At 40.6% G+C, this 17978-nt stretch carries 13 protein-coding genes; 6 read left to right on the top strand and 7 right to left on the bottom strand.

Annotated features, from left to right (window positions below; all coding sequences use genetic code 11):
• Nucleotides 1-207: 207 nt before the first annotated feature.
• The 6 genes from GWI59_RS06885 (at nt 208) to GWI59_RS06860 (ending at nt 7748) form a co-directional block, all read left to right on the top strand.
• Entirely contained in the window at nt 208-1434 is a 1227-nt protein-coding gene (locus GWI59_RS06885) for a tyrosine-type recombinase/integrase (protein WP_036935173.1), read from the top strand.
• Nucleotides 1435-2369: 935 nt separating this feature from the next.
• Nucleotides 2370-2915: a uroepithelial cell adherence major pilin UcaA gene (gene ucaA / locus GWI59_RS06880; RefSeq protein ID WP_020946062.1), complete on the top strand. Its 546-nt coding sequence runs from the start codon at nt 2370-2372 to the stop codon at nt 2913-2915.
• A gap of 65 nt (nt 2916-2980) precedes the next feature.
• Nucleotides 2981-3706, top strand: a complete 726-nt coding sequence (locus tag GWI59_RS06875; protein ID WP_041701675.1) for a fimbrial biogenesis chaperone — start codon at nt 2981-2983, stop codon at nt 3704-3706.
• Between the two features lie 9 nt (nt 3707-3715).
• Nucleotides 3716-6250, top strand: a complete 2535-nt coding sequence (locus tag GWI59_RS06870) for a fimbria/pilus outer membrane usher protein (protein ID WP_161724332.1) — start codon at nt 3716-3718, stop codon at nt 6248-6250.
• 9 nt (nt 6251-6259) lie between these two features.
• Entirely contained in the window at nt 6260-7342 is a 1083-nt protein-coding gene (locus tag GWI59_RS06865; protein WP_020946065.1) for a fimbrial protein, read from the top strand.
• Between the two features lie 100 nt (nt 7343-7442).
• The gene (locus GWI59_RS06860) at nt 7443-7748 is read left to right on the top strand and encodes a helix-turn-helix domain-containing protein (protein WP_036919964.1); all 306 of its coding nucleotides are present in this window, start codon (nt 7443-7445) and stop codon (nt 7746-7748) included.
• Nucleotides 7749-7770: 22 nt separating this feature from the next.
• On the opposite strand, the gene GWI59_RS06855 is transcribed toward GWI59_RS06860, so the two are convergent.
• From GWI59_RS06855 to GWI59_RS06825, 7 genes are all read right to left on the bottom strand, one after another.
• Nucleotides 7771-8772 carry a hypothetical protein gene (locus GWI59_RS06855; RefSeq protein WP_161724330.1) on the bottom strand — a complete coding sequence of 334 codons (1002 nt, stop codon included), beginning with the start codon at nt 8770-8772 and terminating at the stop codon, nt 7771-7773.
• A 3-nt stretch (nt 8773-8775) separates the two neighbouring features.
• Complete coding sequence (locus GWI59_RS06850; protein ID WP_161724327.1) at nt 8776-12453, bottom strand: phage tail protein; 3678 nt, start codon at nt 12451-12453, stop codon at nt 8776-8778.
• Nucleotides 12453-12851 carry a DUF6950 family protein gene (locus GWI59_RS06845; protein ID WP_161724325.1) on the bottom strand — a complete coding sequence of 133 codons (399 nt, stop codon included), beginning with the start codon at nt 12849-12851 and terminating at the stop codon, nt 12453-12455. The genes GWI59_RS06850 and GWI59_RS06845 overlap by 1 nt, the downstream gene beginning before the upstream one ends.
• Nucleotides 12852-12919: 68 nt before the next feature.
• On the bottom strand, nt 12920-13471 hold the full coding sequence (locus GWI59_RS06840; RefSeq protein ID WP_004244754.1) for an Ail/Lom family outer membrane beta-barrel protein: 552 nt from the start codon (nt 13469-13471) through the stop codon (nt 12920-12922).
• Nucleotides 13472-13488: 17 nt separating this feature from the next.
• Nucleotides 13489-14070 (bottom strand): hypothetical protein, encoded by a 582-nt coding sequence (locus tag GWI59_RS06835; protein ID WP_004251702.1) that lies wholly within the window; start codon nt 14068-14070, stop codon nt 13489-13491.
• Nucleotides 14070-14666: a hypothetical protein gene (locus GWI59_RS06830; protein ID WP_161724323.1), complete on the bottom strand. Its 597-nt coding sequence runs from the start codon at nt 14664-14666 to the stop codon at nt 14070-14072. Before GWI59_RS06830 ends, GWI59_RS06835 begins: the two co-directional genes overlap by 1 nt.
• Nucleotides 14667-17954 (bottom strand): phage tail tape measure protein, encoded by a 3288-nt coding sequence (locus tag GWI59_RS06825; RefSeq protein ID WP_161724321.1) that lies wholly within the window; start codon nt 17952-17954, stop codon nt 14667-14669. It lies immediately after the preceding gene.
• Between the last annotated feature and the right edge of the window lie 24 nt (nt 17955-17978).

The following is a 17978-nucleotide window of genomic DNA, read 5'->3' as shown; positions in this document are numbered from 1 at the left end:
ACGCCCTACAGGATTCGAACCTGTGACCTACGGCTTAGAAGGGCGTTACATACTGATTTCATTGAGTTTTATATAATTTCATGAGATTTCATCCTTCTGATTTATAAGGATTTATATACCTTGCATGATTTCAGCTAGTTTCATATCATTTCTTCGTTACTTGACCCGTTACTTGACCCGCAAAAAACTCGTAAATGGAAATTAGTTATGGCTAGCGTATTACTGACTGATAGTAAAATACGAGGACTGAAACCAAAGAAATCTGCGTATTATACTTGGCAAGCATCAGCGACTAGAGGAACTGGACGCCTTGGTGTAAAAACATATCCATCTGGAAGAAAAGTTTTCGTCTACCGCTACTTCAAAGATGGAAAAGAGAAATTTATATCGCTTGGTGATTACCCTAATTTATCACTAGCAGATGCTGCAGTAAAATCCGTAGCAGCTGCTACTGAATCATCATCCCTTGAGAAAATTAAATATGAACACGCCACAATAAAACAGCTCTTTGATGATTACATTGAAGATCAGAAACGGCAAGGCAAGCGTTCATATGATAAAACTCAAAACAGACTCAATCAGGTTCTAGATAGCAAGCATATTGATGCAACTATGCCTGCAAAAGATGTTACTCCAGATCATATAAAAAGAATACTTTCTGAGTTTATCTCCCGAGGTGCTTTGGCAGGTTCGAACAAAGTAAGAGCAAACCTACATGCGGTATTCAACTTCGGTTTGTTTGCCGACAATGATCCAGCAAAAATAAACGAGCGCGTTATTTATGGATTGGAACGAAATCCTGTCACAGTGGTTCCTAGACAAAAAGGTGCAGATAAAGCGTTAGATAGATTTTTATCATGGGATGAGTTGAAGCTATTATTAGAGCTATTCAATAAACCCACCATCGAATGTCCTATTAACTCAGATTATGCACGTCTATTTCTATTTTGTGTCTATTCCGCAGGACAACGACCATGGGAAATTATTGCTAATACCCGTGATAATTGGGATAAGAAAAATAATACATTAACAGTACCGCCCCATATTTCAAAAACAGGCGATTACCATGTAATTCCATTGATACAGCCTGCTATTGATATTCTTAATATCCAAGAGCTTTTGTATCCAACATCAAATTATCTTTTCCCTGCTAAAACGAAAGAAGGGCACCTGTTAACATCTGAATACGCTAAACAATTAAATAAATTTTGTAAGAAGAATGAGTTTGAGAAATTTACACCTAGAGATGTGAGAAGAACATTTAAAACATTGGCTGGAGAGATGGGGATTAGTTCTGAGTTAAGGGATATGGTACAAAACCATAAAAGACCCGGCGTTTCTCAGAAACATTATGACAGGTATGATTATTTAAGAGAAAAACGTGAAACGCTTGATACATGGTGTGAAAAGCTATCGTCGCTAAAAGAAGAATAGGGTTTATGTATCTCCCCCTAGCTCCTTATTGTAGGATAGATGTAACCCACAACAAGGAACACTAAAAATGAGAATGACTCTATATACCTGTCACTGTCATAGAAATCAGTTATCATTATTGATCTCTACAAATAAAAGCACAAAAAATGAGCATTTTAGTGCGAAGTAACGTACACTGAATCACGATATCCCTATGATGGGTGAAAGATATGAAAGCTTTTAACGTGATAAGAATGTTTCAAGACACACCAGTACAAGTTACCTGCCCAAGTTGTTCTTACGTTGCAAAATAAAATAAACACAAGCTTAAGAAGAACCTAATCTTATTAGGTCCTAATTGTGGCTACATGTTTTATTTCAATAAAATATAAACACAACTCAATATACCAGTTGTTGCCGTAGAAATTGAACGACAACAACCAGCACATTTATGAATGTATTTTAATAAAGGGTTAGTGTTTTATAATGAAAAAAATAAGAAGTTGCTACACGGAAATTCTGCACCATATCTGAAAGAGCTAAGCAATTTGATTTATATTAAAACTCAAGTTTTGACTAATAACCTTCTCATATACATATCATCAATCATTGATATAACACATTGAACGACAATAACAAGATCGATTTTAACGATCAGTTTACCAACCATCAATAGATTGAAACTATCAAAACCAACGCCATCGATCGAAAAAACCATCTTTACTTAAGTGATATTTGAAATAATAATAACTTAAATTATTTATTTTTATATTTGCCACATCACCATTAAAAAATTTAATATCTTTATTATTTATATATTCTACAAATATAAACCTCACTATAAACTCTATTTAATAGGATTATATATATATTATTATTCAATAATACTTTTCATTTTTTTGAAAAACAAAAAATAACTTAACTTTAATTTAATTTAAAATAGGAATCTTAAATATATGAAAAGAAAAGTTATAGCACTAGCTACTATTCTTTCTGCTGCATTTGCTGGCTCATCTATGGCGTATGACGGAACAATTACATTTACAGGTAAAGTTGTTGATCAAACATGTTCTGTTGATACCCAATCAAAAAATTTAGCTGTTATTTTGCCGACTGTTTCAGTCGCAACATTAAATAATGTAGCAACAACAGCAGGCTTAACTCCATTTACAATTAAGTTAACTGGTTGTTCCACAGATAAAGATGGTGCTAAAAACGTTAAAGTATATTTTGAACCATCCGCTGATACTGATTTAACTACACATAATTTAAAAAATACAGCAACAGGAACTAAAGCAAATAATGTTCAAGTTCAATTACTTAACTCAGATGCAGCAACAACAATCCAGTTAGGTACTGATTCTGCAACACAAGATGTCCATCCAGTACAAATCGACAATGCTAATGTAAACCTTCCATATTTTGCTCAATATTACGCAACCGGACAATCTACCGCTGGAGATGTAAAAGCAACCGTTCATTACACCATTGCCTATGAGTAAGGTTTATTGGATTGCTTTTATTTTACGGGGCAGAAAAAACTGCCCCATTTCCTTCTAGAGGTATTATGTTAAAGTTCATTCTTATTTTCTTGACTCTGTTTGTATCCACAGTGGCTCAAGCCAGTGTGGTTATTATGGGGACCCGCGTTGTTTATCCCGCAACGCAAAAAAGCATTAATGTTCAATTAAATAATAACGATGAATCCCCCGCATTAATTCAGTCTTGGTTAGATACCGGAAACGCAGCTGCAGCACCAGATTCAATTCACGTTCCTTTTATCATTACTCCTCCCATATTTCGTATGGAGCCAAAATCAGGGCAAACCATCCGGATTGTCTATACCGGTGAATCATTACCACAAGATAGAGAGTCTCTTTTCTATTTAAATGTCTTAGACATTCCGGCAAAACCTAAATTGGAAGAAAATTCGGAAAACTCAGAGGGAAATAACAATTACTTACAATTAGCCGTTCGTAGTCGCATTAAGTTTTTCTTTCGCCCTGATAATCTCAACGTAACGCCTGATGATGCTTACCAAAAAGTGACTTGGCATCAGGAAGGAGCACTACGCATTAAAGCGATTAACCCAACACCTTATTACATCACTTACAACAAAATCTCAGTGGGTCAGGATAAACAGCTAACGCCTGTTGAACAAAGTGGGATGATAGCTCCTTTTTCTTCAAAAATATTTTCACTTAAAGAGAAGCCAATATTAACAAATAAAGTCACTTGGGTTGTTGTTAATGATTATGGTGGATACCAACAAGGTGAATCTACTTTGGAATAAGGTAATATAATGAATTTTAATAACCAATTACACCTCATTTCCTATCGTTATTCTCTTCCGTTTTGTGTCGCTTTAGGGATTGGGGTGATAACAACTTCTTCATTCGCTGCTGAAGAAGCTGAATTTGATCCTAGCTTTTTGCATTCAGTACAAGGAAAGAATGCGATTGATATACGTCGCTTTAATTATGGCAACCCTATTCCTGAGGGCAAGTATTACGCTGATATCTATCTCAATAATGAATGGAAAGGAAAAGCTAATGTACAGTATTTATATACTGACAATGCGAATACGTCGACGTTATGTCTAACGCCGGAATTACTTTCATTAATTGATGTCGTCAAAGGCACTGTTCCTGAAAACAGTTATAAAGCCACTTGTTATCCCGCCTCAGAAGGACTCCCCTCAGCAAAATTTCATTTTGATTTATCCACTTTAAAGCTGAATATAGAAATTCCTCAGGCACAAGTGAATACTCGACCTCGAGGATATATTGCCCCTGCACAGTGGCAAAGTGGAGTCCCTGCCGCATTTGTCAACTATGATGTTAACTATTATCAATACAATACTCCGGATATAAATAATGAGCAGACTTACCTTGGGTTAAAAGCGGGACTCAATTTATGGGGATGGGCTTTTCGTCACCGTGGTGGTGAAAGCTGGAATAATGGTCATTCTACCGGATATCAGAATATCGAAACAAATGTGACGCATGATATTGCTCGGTTACGGGCACAATTCACATTAGGTGATTTTTATACGAATGGCGAGTTAATGGATAGCCTTAGCTTACGGGGAATTCGATTAGCATCGGATGAACGAATGTTACCCAACTCTTTACGTGGCTACGCTCCGATCGTGCGAGGCATTGCTAATAGTAATGCTAAAGTTACGATTTATCAAAATGCTAACATCCTTTATGAAACAACTGTGCCTGCTGGCCCCTTTGTCATTAATGATTTGTATCCCAGTGGATATGCTGGCGACCTTCTTGTGCAAATAACCGAATCTAATGGACAAACAAGAACATTTACGGTTCCTTTTGCTTCTGTTGCCCAACTTATTCGTCCCGGATTTAGCCGTTGGCAAATGTCAGTGGGACGCTATCGTTATGCAAATGAGACATATCATGATTTAATTGCACAAGGCACATATCAATATGGTTTGACAAATGATATCACTTTAAATAGTGGACTGACCACAAGCTCAAAATATACCGCAGGATTGGCTGGTGTTGCTTTTAACACGCCGATTGGGGCAATTGCATCTGACATTACATTGTCCAGAACAACATTTAATCACTCTAACGTAACGCGCAAAGGCTACAGTTTACATACTAGCTATAGCGTCAATATTCCGACCACGAGTACAAATATCACGTTAGCAGCCTATCGTTATTCATCTAAAGATTTTTACCATTTGAAAGATGCGCTATTGGCTAATCACAGTGAATTTATTGATGATGTTTCCATAAAAAGTGCCGCATTTTATCGCCCTAAAAATCAATTCCAAGTTTCAATTAATCAAGAATTAGGTGAAAAATGGGGAAATATATTTTTAACTGGTACCACTTATAATTACTGGGAGCATAAAGGAAGTCGTAATGAGTATCAGATGGGATATAGCCATTTTTGGAAAAAACTTGGTTATCAGATTGGCTTTTCTCAATCACGAGATAATGAGCAACAACGCCGAGATGACAGATTTTATGTGAACTTTACGCTTCCTTTGGGAGAGCGTGTTCAAAGCCCCATTTTTTCTACTGTCTTAAATTATAATAAAGGCGAGAAAAACAGCATTCAAACATCCATCAGCGGTATCGCTGGGGAAGATAATCAATTCTCTTATGGTATTTCAGGTAATAGTCAGGAAAGTGGACCTTCCGGCTATGCGATGAATGGAGGCTATCGTTCACCTTATGTAAATGTAACCGCAACCGTCGGGCAAGATACTCAACATAATCGTCAAATGTCATTGGGGGCGTCGGGGGCGGTTGTTGCACACCCTTATGGAGTGACATTGAGTAATGATTTAAGTGATACTTTTACCATTATCCATGCAAAAGGAGCACAAGGTGCGGTTATTAATAATGCACCAGGTAGCCGATTAGATTTTTGGGGTAATGGTATTGTGCCTTATGTCACCCCCTATGAAAAAAATCAAATTAGTATCGACCCCGCTAATTTAGATTTAAATGTTGAATTATCAGCAACAGAACAAGAAATTATTCCTCGTGCTAATAGTGCCACGTTAGTGACATTTAATACTCAAACAGGGAGAAACCTGCTGTTTGATATTCGTATGCCAGATGGCAGTACTCCTCCAATGGCTTCCGAGGTTTTGGATGATCATGAACAGTTAGTCGGATATGTTGCTCAAGCTGGGCGCTTATTTACCCGAGGTCTTCCCAAACAAGGTCAACTTGATGTGATATGGGGACCAAATCATGACGATAAATGCTCATTTACATATCATGCGACACACAATGAAACTGACATGCGGCCTCAAATCATTCCTGTTCAGTGTATACCGCACTCTAATTAGGAACAAAACATGAAAAGAATATTTGTTATATTATTTCTTTTAAATCTATTCCCTAGTCTGGCTGTTGCTGGTGCAGATGACTACGTACCGTCTCCAATAACAATCAACACATCTACCCACCCTGTTGTTGTTATAGGCCCTGCCGATGCCCATACTTACCCTCGGGTGATAGGAGAACTCAGCGGAACAAGCAATCAATATATATTTAACGGTGGTAGTTTAATAGCGTTAATGCGTGGAAAATTTACTCCCACATTACCTAAAATAGGCAAGATTACATATAGCTTTCGCCAAGGGAAAAACACTCAATCTTCCGATTTCGATATATTTGATATTGGAGTCCCGGGGCTAGGTATTATTATTGGTATGGCAGGCTATTGGCCTGCAACGCCTTTGGTTCCCATAAACAGCTCAAGTATATATATTGATCCTGTTGCCGCCAATACAAATCCAAATGCTTATAATGGTGCAACTGGAAGTTTTGGTGCTCGTTTATATGTTGCTTTTGTCGCAACAGGACGATTACCTAATGGGTATGTAACGATACCAACCAAACAACTGGGCCATATTTTATTGGAATCTAATCGGGCAAGTTTGAATAATAAAAGATTAACAGCTCCTGTTATGTTAAATGGAGGGCGCATCCAAGTGCAAAGCCAAACATGCTCGATGAATCAAAAGAATTATGTTGTTCCATTAAATACTGTCTATCAATCCCAGTTCACGTCTTTGTATAAAGAAGTGCAAGGAGGGGAAGTTAATATACAACTTCAATGCCAAGACGGTATTGATGTTTATGCTACATTAAATGATGCGACCCAACATGGGAATCGTTCTGATATATTAACATTAGCAACGGATTCTACGGCAAAAGGCGTTGGGCTAAGATTATATAAAAATAATGAAGTAACTGCGATTAGTTATGGTTCAGACACTCCTAACAAAGGAAATCAAAATCAATGGCATTTTTCAAATTATAGAGGAGAGATAAATCCACGTATAAAATTAAAAGCTAATTATATAAAAACAGAAAATACTATTACGCCAGGAAGTGTAAAAGCAGTAGCAACGATTACTTTTTCATATCAATAAAAATTAATTGAGTTTTATAAGTAGAGTAAAATGCTTTTATAACAAATGCTTTTTACTCTGTTAAACTTAAAAATCTGTTTATTGTTGGAGAATGAAGTTCATGAGTACAATTAATTCCATTATTGCTTATAGAATAAAGCAAAAAAGAAAAGAATTAGGGATGACAGGGAGGGAAATAGCCCATTCATTGGAAATAAGTCAACAGCACTATTCACGTATAGAGAATGGACATACCAAAATAACAGTAGAACATTTATTCTCTATCGCGTTTATTTTAGGTGTCAAACCTAAAGAACTATTGCCTAATTATAAATTTTCAAATGAAAAAGAAATGATTAAAGCAAAACAATCATTATCAGCAGAAAGCATTATGCCAATAAAGAAAAGCGACATGTATCCCACATAAATATAGACAGGTATTCATTTTATTAAAAATAATGTGAACCATTAAGGACATAAAAGGGAATACGTTGCTCTACATGATGTTGCCGATGAGCATCACGTATTCGTTCGCTCACAAAAATCTGTTTTCCCCGAAAACGTATCCCCGTATTGCGCTTGGCCCAATCAATAGGGTCATCCTGATAAGACGCATTCACAAACTGACTTGTTGCACAGACTAAAGGCAAGCTATATGGAGTCTCTACACTCCCCTCCCGTAATAACAATTCCATTGATTTTCCTCGGGTAAAAGGCAAATAGTCCGTATTAAAGACCAGTGTTCCATCTTCACTGTACAGTGATAAACCCCAACGTCTCTTCGGGGTCAAAACCATTCCTGAAACGAAAACACACACATAAATGTCTGTTTGGGCTGAACTGTATAATTGCTTTTTATGCGCTAAATAGCTCACTTCCGCTTGAGGGTTGGTGGCATGATAAAACACAACACACTTATCTAAATGCGGTAATGTTGTTGGCAAAGACCAATAGCGCCCGCCTTCAAGGTGGATTTTTTGTCGAAACACACAATAAGTCATTTGTGTATTACGTGTAATCGCACTTCGAAATCCCTGAAAGGCGCCATACCACTCCACACCATACGTTGGTTTTGTACTATCCGGTAACGGGATACCATAAATATCGACCACCATATTGGCTCTTTTGGCCATCTGTGGGTCTTGAGCCTGAACATTGTCATAAACATACTCATAACGTAATACAGGCCCTTCCATTCGGATATGCGTTATTCCCTGAAAATACGCATAATCATTCACCGCCATATACACAGAAGCCACTCTCGGGATGGCGAACGCCTCATACTCCATGGCTTCATGAATGACTTTGCTCCGTGTTTTTTTCGGTTGTCGATAATGGGGCCAATCTTCTGGCCCTATCTGATAAGAGGTTAAATAACAGAGAATTTGCGTATCACGCGTTAAACGGTAAGGTTTACCGCCTTCAACAGGAAAAATTTCAAGACCATACATAAATCAATTCCCTAGGTAACCGATTTTCATCACAAGGCGTTTTTTCTCATCTTTGACGACCAATTGATTATTGGTGATATTTAATGCCCCATTACCACCCGTAAAGCGGAAAATATTGTTTTTTGCATCCAATAAAAAGCCATTCCCTTTATCAAATCCCGATGATTTAAAATAATTGAGTACCACTAGTTTCTGTATCCACGCTTTATCCATTAAGGCTTCATGAATAACCACCTGTCCATTCTTCACGACAAACGGTGTCACCACTTTGCCATTTAATGACGATATCACCGCAAAGTTTTGGGCATTAACCAGAAATTGGCTATTTCCTTGCGCATTAAATCCTAAGCCAATGCCGGTAATGACTTTATTCCCTTTGCTATCTTGTTGGACTTTCATTGTCCATGATGCTGAAATTTTGCCATTTATGTCTGTGACCACTTTCGAAGTTTGTTCGATTTTGGCTGAACTTGTACCCACTTGGCTTTCTAAACGAGTGACTTGCTGAGCGGTAGAGGTCACTTTACCTGAAACCTCGGTCACTTTGGTTTCAAGTTGGTTTACCGCATTCGCCGTTGCATTAGCTTTCTGTTCGCTCGATTTAGGCACATCATTCGCCACAAACCCTTTCGGTGCCACCGATTGCTTGTTGTTGGTGTAAGTGCTGGTGATGATTTGATGGTTAACACTTTTATGCTTAGTGAGTTGGTATTTAGCGCCTCCTCGCAAATAGATATATTCCACAGAACCATTTATTAATTGAGCTGGTCCCATCACAGGGGATTGATTTGTCCATCGCCAATCAAAATTATCAATGATGCGGTTTTCAGACTGTGTTCCCCATCCAGAACCACTGACTTGCCATTCCACAATCATGGCAAAGCCTTTGGTGCCATGTGTCGCATAGCTGGGTTTATTGTCTCTATATTGCCCTAAAGTTCTAAAAACCTTAAACGCGTAACGACGAGAGGTCACTAAAGGCAAAATAACCGGATAATAGGTGTTTTCATTGAGTTTAGATAAATCTAAATCCACCATCACAGATCCCGTTAAATCGGCTTTCACTTTATCTAATTTGCTGGATAACGTTTGTACCTGAGAGGTTGCGGATGTCACTTTGCCATCAATATTAGATACTCGCGTATTTAACGCATTTACCGCACTACTATCAGCTTTCCCTTTAAGAGTTGAATTGAGCGTTGAAATCTCTTGCGTTTGGGCTTGCTGTTTCGAGGTGAGGGTTTCTAGTGATTTATTAATCGCGGAAACATTCCCATTCATCCGTGTTTCCAATGATTGTCGGGCTTTCGCTTCTGCTTGGTCACCTGTAACTCGCGCTTGCTTCTCAGCGGAGATAAGTCCTGCGGTGACTTTCGATAAATCATTGCCTGTATAATCACCACGAAGTTGTGTAGCTAAGAATTGGCGTTGTTGAGCCTCCGCTTTATCAGCTTCAGCGCGAGCTTGTTGCTCTTGGTTAATTACTGCTCCTCGTGCAACTTGCTCCGCTAAAATCGCATCATGGTTCGCTTTCACTTGCGTATTTAACTCAACAACGGCTGATTGGTCAGCTTTGCTATTTATCTCACCCAATAAGTCTTGTGCGAGTTGGCCTCGGCTGATTTGCCCCGCTAATTCTTCAAGAATTAAATCGGTTTGAGCTGAGCAAACACCAGAAGCCTCCACAAACGGCGATTTGCCATAGCTGTTGATTGTTCGAACATAAAAATAATACGTATGTCCTGCTTTTAAATTCTCTTGCGTCCAGAAATTCCCTTGGCCAACTTTATTTGTTTTGGTGATCACTTCATTTTCAGAAAGATTAGCGAGTTTTTCCTCACTAAACCAAAACTCAAAGGTATAACCCAAGACAGCACTATCACCTTGTTTTGGCGAGACGGTGAGGCTGAACATTCCCGAAGTAACATCAACCTTAATGGGAGCAGGCGGTGCTTGGATGGCAAAATCACTGATAGCGGGTGCCGACATCGCACCAGCCATATTCGTCGCTCTAACTTCAACACGATAAGTCCCTCGTGCTAATCCGTTAATATCAACACGCTCGGCCGGCACCTGAATAGATTGAATAACGTTGCCTTCTTGAAGAATAGTGACGGTGTTATAACGCACATCAGAAGCGATATTCTGCCAAGAAAGTGTACCTTGCACGATGTCACTGACTGCAAGTGGAACAAAGGTAAGATTAATCGGTGAAGCAACACCGCCAGCGGGTAAACTCACAAACGGCGGACGCTCGAAAGGCTTGCCAATCACATCTTCATATAAATAGGCACCATCCTCTTCCAACGTTAAAGCCACACCGTCTAAAGCATGGAAAGACCATTCGGCAATACGAAATTCCAGCCCACTAATCCCCAAAGCCGGTAATTCTAAAAGCACAACTTCCCCGGGGCGATAAGCATAGCCGTCTAAGTTCATCGTGAGTTGAACCCGTCTTCCGGCTTTCTTTTTACGGAGATATTGGCGAGCTAATCGTTGGGCTTGATAAGGGCTGGTGACAAAACGATAGTCGATGTTCTCCCGAATTTCTAAGCCATCCTCTTTCACCCATTCATCCACAATCACAGGCGTGAAATCCGTTTTTGTGTATAACTGTTCGGCATCAATAAACGTGCCATACACCGCATTGGTCGCATCTTTTAACCCTGTTTCAGGGGTACATGTGACGGTGCCAATCAATTGTGATTCGGTGATAGTTTTTATTGCCGGCCCATAATAAGCACCAATTTGAATACCGTGTTTTCCTGCGGTGAATGTCGGTTCCGCGTTAATACATTTGTGCATCGCTTCCAAGACACTCGATGGACTCTCATTTAAGTCATAGGCACCATTAAGGGTATATCGCGACTCAAATCCGCCTTCTGGCAGACTCACTTTTTCATCACATAAATCGGCTGCTTGTTTAAAGCTGTCAAAATCAATATCCGTATCAGGCACTTTTAAATAATGGCGGTAATAATCCAAAATAACTAAAGCCCCATTATTACTCCACACAGTTTGCCCAGTGCGAGGATCAAACAGATGTTTTCCCCAAACTTCACATTTCACATTGGGTAATCCATAAGGGAATTTTTCCTGGTCAAACGTGAGTGTTACACGTAACCAAGCCATACCCCGCCCAATCATATCCTCCTTCCATGACGGGCAATTTTTTAGCATAAAGGGATCGACATCTTCTCGCCCATTATGTAGCTCGATTTCAACAAGTGGCGCCGTGATTTTAACGCTTCCATGAAAAAGTGGAATTTCAATAGCAGTGTATTCACCAAACGTCTCAATGAGATCGTCCCCTAACCAAATCTTCCCGATTTTCTCTATAGGGTGCCCTGCCAGCGCCAATGCCAGTGTGATTTTTTCATTTTCATCTTGTTCCCCCGCCTCTTCTTCGGCAAAGAAAAGCAAACCCGATATCACTGTTTTTCCGACGATCACGGTTTCAGGGGCAGACGATGAACGTAACATCTGTTTGCGTTCACCGGTATCTCGATAATTCATTGACGGAAGTTTTGGCTTAAAGATAAGCGAACCTGCGACTTGAACCGCGACGCCTGCTGCCATCAGCGCCATGCCTATCGCTGAGGTGACGCCTCCGGTAAATAGCCCCGCAATCATTAAGCCAGCACCCACGACTTTTGAAATTAATCCACCACTCCCACCCATTATTCCACTCTCCACGCTTTGATTGGGTTAATCTGCACTGGCTTCACGCCTTGTGGGGTTACCCCCCAATAATGCCCCGCCCAGGCCACGGCTAAACAGTCACCGTCCTCACCTTTAAACAGTACGAGGTCGCCACGCTGAACGCGCTCAATCTCAATGGATTTGAAATAGCGTGATACAGCTTTCTCTAAGGAGCCAAATTTGGATTTGATAAGATTGAAAGCTTCAGCTTTAGTTTTATAGTGATTGAGATAAGGCTTTATTGGCGAGAAACCACATTGTGCGTCAATACATTCCGAGGCAAAAATACAACAATCAAATTCACCCCATGAAAAAGGGCGATTCATGGCCGCCCTGATGGCTTCAGGTAATTTAAATGTCCAGTTGGGTTGTTTCATTATCAAAATGCCTAAAAACAAAAAAGCCGGCATAATGCCGACTTTTATATTCTCTGTTTATCTTTTAACTAAAAACGATAGCCAAGACCAAGCATCCATGTGCCCACTTTAAAAGCATCTAATTTAGTGTATTCGTAAGAAGCATCAATCGCGATATTGGGATATGGGTTAAATTGAAGACCCGCACCATAAGCGAATGCGGATTTACTTTGTTGATTTTCTTTCCCATTATAGGAAAAATTATTCAATGCCACTTCCATTTGTCCATGAGCTACCCCAACTAATCCATAAGCACTTATATAATCGTTAAAACGATAAACAGGTCCCGCAGCCAACGAGTAATAATCTAAATCAATACTCCCAATCTTTCGAGAGTTCCAGTGATAATCATACCCTTGATGCGTATAAACAAAGGAGCCAATCATTCCCCACTGATTATCGAATTCATAACGATACTTAACATTAAATCCTTTGGGTTTCTCTTTTAGTTTATCGCCATCCACTTTAGCATGACTTTGTGCATAACCTAATGAAAGCGTATTTTCACCTACGGCTTGTGCATTTGCTGCGCATAGCGATAGACTCGTCATAATAAGGGGAACTAAAAGTTTTCTACTCATTTTGTTTCTTCCAACAATTATTTATAAATAAATGAAGGTGCATCTTTCTTGCTGCCCCAATAAATCGCCCGTTCAGCCATTTGAGCAACATAGCGAAAGATACGATCACCTTGCCGTCGAGATGACCACGACTCATCGGTGAATCTATCGGGTAACCCAATTGACCATCGCTCGAATCGATTAGAAACATTAACACATACGGCATTTTCTTCGCCAGACACCACATTAATCGATGTGATTTGTCCGACAAATAAGATTTCAGCAAGAAGCGGTTTTCCCTCTTCACCGATGGCAACCATCATCAACCGCACTTCTCGCCCTCGACTTTGCTCATTCATCACCATCCCCACCAGCGATTTATCAAAACCCGCTAATTTAAGCTGTAATTGTGGGGGACTGGTTGTCTTATTTTCTTTTAGCTGACTGATTTCGCCTAAACTTCCTACACCTAAATAGGTTTCCCCCGCAATAATCAGTTGCCCAACACCGGTATGCGCACAGGTGACGCCTGATTTCAAATCGAGTCTGGCGGCTAAAACGATATAAGCCCCCTCATTAATCGCGTTGACCATGGCATCAGAAAATGGATGATATTGCATTAGTACAACACCTCCTCAAAAGATAACGTGATATGGGTATACCCCAAGCGACGATGCTGAAATTTACCCTGTTCATTATCAACAAGCCGAAAAATCCCAAAAGGACGCTCAACCTCAAGAATTTCATTAACAGTAGGTGACGTTCTTAACATCGGCGAAATAAGAATAATGGCACGGCCTTGATTATCACTGACCACATCCGCCACCACCATTTTGAGTTCATTGCCCACAGTTAAGCGATCCCCTTGCTGTAACACGCGCATATTGCGCTTCCAGTCCTTTGTTTCTAGCCGATGACCTAATTGGCTCGGTATTGCAATGCGAGGCGAACCATACCCATAACGCCCTTTTCTTATCCAACTGGCTATTTTGACTCGCCCCGACATCCCATCCAATGAAGCCACCAGCGCTTCTAACTGGCGCGATTTCTCTTCATTTAAATTATTGAATGTCAGCTCACAACGCCAACGACTTCCCGGAAAGCGTACCGTTTGACTACTTCCATTAAATGGTGAGGTAAAGGTTTTGCTGTTACTCAATAATTGCCAGTTTTCCTGCGTGGGGATCACCTCTTTTGGCCATTCAAGAATAGACATTTAAACTCCTAATGTTCTGCGTGCTGCACCATTACTTTGAAAGTCTTGTAACATCATCGCGTGAGCTTTCTGTGCGCCGGCTTCTGTCCCTTGTTGTGCGGCTTCCTTCATTGCCTGCGCAAGTACAGCGTCACCATTTCCTGTCACCGTAATATGATTGACGACCGTCATTTGTACACCACCCGCACGGGCTAACGTCGGTTGCGGTGTAACGGGTATTCGTCCTGCGACCGCCCCCACAAAGCCACCTGAAGCATAACCTTGCGCCGCATGCATTAAGCGATAGAGATTGCCGACACCCAATTTAGCCGTCGCTTCTTTGGTAAAAACAAACTCACCACCATGCACAATCCCTTTAGGCTCAAATTTCCCGCCATGCCCCGTATAACCGCCGTAAGCATGCCCTTTGCTCATCCATCCCATATCAAAGCCCATTGCCTGCCCGCCTGCTTCAATGGCTTTGAAAACCAACATTTTCATTACCATTCGAGTGATATCGGAAATCACCGCATTGGCAAAATCTTTAAAGCTTCCTTTGCCCGTTAAAGCAAAATCGGCTAATGCATCAGACATATTATTAAGGGCATTGGTGGTGACGTTTCTGACGTTCTCCATCACATTCATGGCCGACTCACTGAAATCCGATAAGCCTTGTTTTAATCCCGCCATCGGATCGCCTTTCATGGCCTCTCGCATCCTAAGCTCTGCCTCAATCTGCTGTTTAGTGAGTTCGACATTGCGTTGTAAGTTCGCCAGCTCTTTTTCGCCTAAATCCACACTGGCTTGCTGATACAGCACATCAATCTGACGAAGGGCATTGAGCTTTTCTTGCTCTGCGCGTGATTTTCCTATCAAGGTAGTTTCAAATTGCATCTGCTCAATTTCTTTACCGCGATCATAAGCAAATTGCGCAACCGAGTTTGCTCGCGCTAAATCATCAATGGCTTTCGCTTTTTCTTTTATCGTCTCAATCGCTTTGGGATCGATTTTTAAGATGGCATCAAACTTGTCTTTATTCTGTTTGATATCGGCTAAGGCGGATGTGTATTCATTAAAGGAAGAGGTCGTGCCATACCGCTGAATATTTTGCCCATCCGCAATCAGTGAGGCTTGTTTTTCCTCTAATTCTGTCAAGATTTTGGTGTATTGCTTGGCATAATCAATGGTGGATTTCTTTGGCTTATTTCTTTGAGCCAATAACGCATTTTGTGCTTTAATTTCTTCAGTCAAAGCGACTTCATAACCTTTTTCTTCAGGTTTAATTCCCCGTCTTTTCAGCACATCTTCCGCATTCAACTTAGCCAGCTCAGCAGGAGATGCCTTAGCTTTCATGATAGTACGCCGAGATTCAGCAATAGAATCCTCTATTTTTTTTGCGATGACCTCGCTCATATTGGCTTGACTATTTGCTGCTTCATCTGTCTTATTAATTAACGCATCGAAATCATAACCCAAGTTTTTTAATGTCACCCTAAATTGGTTAATGACACTCTCAGCCTCCTTTACTTTCGATGCATAACGCTGATATTCATCACTTTGCTTACCATGTTTTTCTTCAACCAATGCCAGCATTTGTCGCATACTGGCTCGCTGACGCTCTAATATCGTCAACTGTGAAGCCACCTCCCCCATCGCTGCATCAAGTCCGATTTTTGCTTCTCTTTGATTTTGCGCGATTATCTCTTTATAACCTTCATGGTCACCCGTAAAACTCAAGTAACTCGAGGCATTTAAGCTCCAACCGGACTTCGAGTCTGCTGCCAATTTTTTAGCTTTTTCTAACGATCCTTCAAATTTTTCAATCTGAGCATCAATACCTTCAGATAATTTGCCTATATTCGTCAGCAATACTTGATTATTCATTGCTTTTAAGGCTTCTGTTGATGTATCTAGAGCATTGGCAAATTCGATCGATTCTCTTTTAGCTTGTTTGATATGTTCGCTATATTCATAGACGCCCATTCCAACAGCCGTTATTGCCGTTAACGCCAGTCCAACAGGGCCACCAACTAATGCCAATGTCCCACTCAACGCTCTTCCTGCGACCGTGGCTTGACGGCGTGCCGTCGTTAATGCCCGCTGTGTCGCCGTTTCTGCTATCAGTGCTTGTTTGTATCTTAAAGAGGCTTCCGTCGCTAACGATTTTGTCGCAATCACTTTCTCTAAGGCATAACCTTCTGCCGCGGTTCCTTTCGCCACTTGATAACTCATTTTTGCAGAATTCAATGCCGATAATGCCGCCTCTTTATCCGCCCATGCCTTCCTCACGGCACTGGTTGCTGCCACACTGTTTGCCTCTGCACTCTGTAATGTGGCTTTGGCTTCATTCAATGTGGCTTGATTTTTTAAGTAAGTGGCTTTTGTCCATTGAGAAAGCTTGGCGACTAAAGCTGTAACTGCAAGTCCTTCTGCGATTTTAGCCACCGTCGATAAGTGATTAGAAAGTCCCTCTAAGCCCGACGTTAAAAGCTGAGTCGCACCTGTACCTTGATTGGCTTCACCAACAAACCTCGTCATTGCTGATTGTAAATTAGTAAAACCTTGACTAACGGTTGTCACACTGGAAGCAAACTTCTGATCAACAGAATTTTTGACTTTCTCCAATGCCTGAATGATTTTATCAATCGCCATTTCACCGTCTTGGGCTTTCTTTTTTAAATCCCCCATGGAGATCCCCATGCCTTCTGCGATGACCTGTGCTAAACCAGGGATTTGCTCGATAACAGAATTTAAATCTTGCCCACGTAACTGACCTGCTGCTAATGCTTGGCCAAACTGAGTTAACCCCATTGCAGCAGAGGCAGCACTGGCTCCTGAAAGAGAAACCGCTTTAGAGACGGTTTCCGTAAGTTCAGCGACTTTCTGCTGGCTTAATCCTAGACGATCGGCATTATCCGCAAAACGTTGATAAACCTGTGCTGTGGCATCCAATGATTGATAGGTTTTTTGGGCAATATCATAGACGGCTTGTGTGGCTTTATTTAACTCGATAGAACTTTCCGTCACCAGTTTTAAGCGGTTCTGTAATTCTGTCCAACCATCGGCATAATTAATCACTTGCCGTACAGATAATGCACTTGCTGCGACGCTCGCAAAACGGGTAAAGAGTGCCGAGGATTTTGCAGTTTGCGATACCATACGCTCTTGCTGTACGGTGATAGCTTGAAGACTGACGCGAATACTTTGCCCAAATTGTTCTGTTTGGCGCTGGCTACGGTTGATCGCATTTATGAAATTTGCCGTATTCAGCGTCAAATCGATATTTAGTCTCCCCAATGCGCCAGCCATAAAAACTCCTTAAAACAATAAAAA

Origin of the sequence: Proteus sp. G2673 (genome assembly GCF_009915125.1) — a bacterium.
GTDB lineage: Bacteria > Pseudomonadota > Gammaproteobacteria > Enterobacterales > Enterobacteriaceae > Proteus > Proteus penneri.
This window is presented reverse-complemented; position numbering and strand designations above follow the sequence as displayed.

Bases quoted from the DNA above. Each gene is read 5' to 3' on its own strand.
- GWI59_RS06850 (WP_161724327.1), bottom strand. From the start codon at position 12,453: ATGGGTGGGAGTGGTGGATTAATTTCAAAAGTCGTGGGTGCTGGCTTA.
- GWI59_RS06865 (WP_020946065.1), top strand. From the start codon at position 6,260: ATGAAAAGAATATTTGTTATATTATTTCTTTTAAATCTATTCCCTAGT.
- GWI59_RS06845 (WP_161724325.1), bottom strand. From the start codon at position 12,851: ATGAAACAACCCAACTGGACATTTAAATTACCTGAAGCCATCAGGGCG.
- GWI59_RS06830 (WP_161724323.1), bottom strand. From the start codon at position 14,666: ATGTCTATTCTTGAATGGCCAAAAGAGGTGATCCCCACGCAGGAAAAC.
- GWI59_RS06875 (WP_041701675.1), top strand. From the start codon at position 2,981: ATGTTAAAGTTCATTCTTATTTTCTTGACTCTGTTTGTATCCACAGTG.
- GWI59_RS06885 (WP_036935173.1), top strand. From the start codon at position 208: ATGGCTAGCGTATTACTGACTGATAGTAAAATACGAGGACTGAAACCA.
- ucaA (WP_020946062.1), top strand. From the start codon at position 2,370: ATGAAAAGAAAAGTTATAGCACTAGCTACTATTCTTTCTGCTGCATTT.
- GWI59_RS06855 (WP_161724330.1), bottom strand. From the start codon at position 8,772: ATGTATGGTCTTGAAATTTTTCCTGTTGAAGGCGGTAAACCTTACCGT.
- GWI59_RS06840 (WP_004244754.1), bottom strand. From the start codon at position 13,471: ATGAGTAGAAAACTTTTAGTTCCCCTTATTATGACGAGTCTATCGCTA.
- GWI59_RS06860 (WP_036919964.1), top strand. From the start codon at position 7,443: ATGAGTACAATTAATTCCATTATTGCTTATAGAATAAAGCAAAAAAGA.
- GWI59_RS06870 (WP_161724332.1), top strand. From the start codon at position 3,716: ATGAATTTTAATAACCAATTACACCTCATTTCCTATCGTTATTCTCTT.
- GWI59_RS06825 (WP_161724321.1), bottom strand. From the start codon at position 17,954: ATGGCTGGCGCATTGGGGAGACTAAATATCGATTTGACGCTGAATACG.
- GWI59_RS06835 (WP_004251702.1), bottom strand. From the start codon at position 14,070: ATGCAATATCATCCATTTTCTGATGCCATGGTCAACGCGATTAATGAG.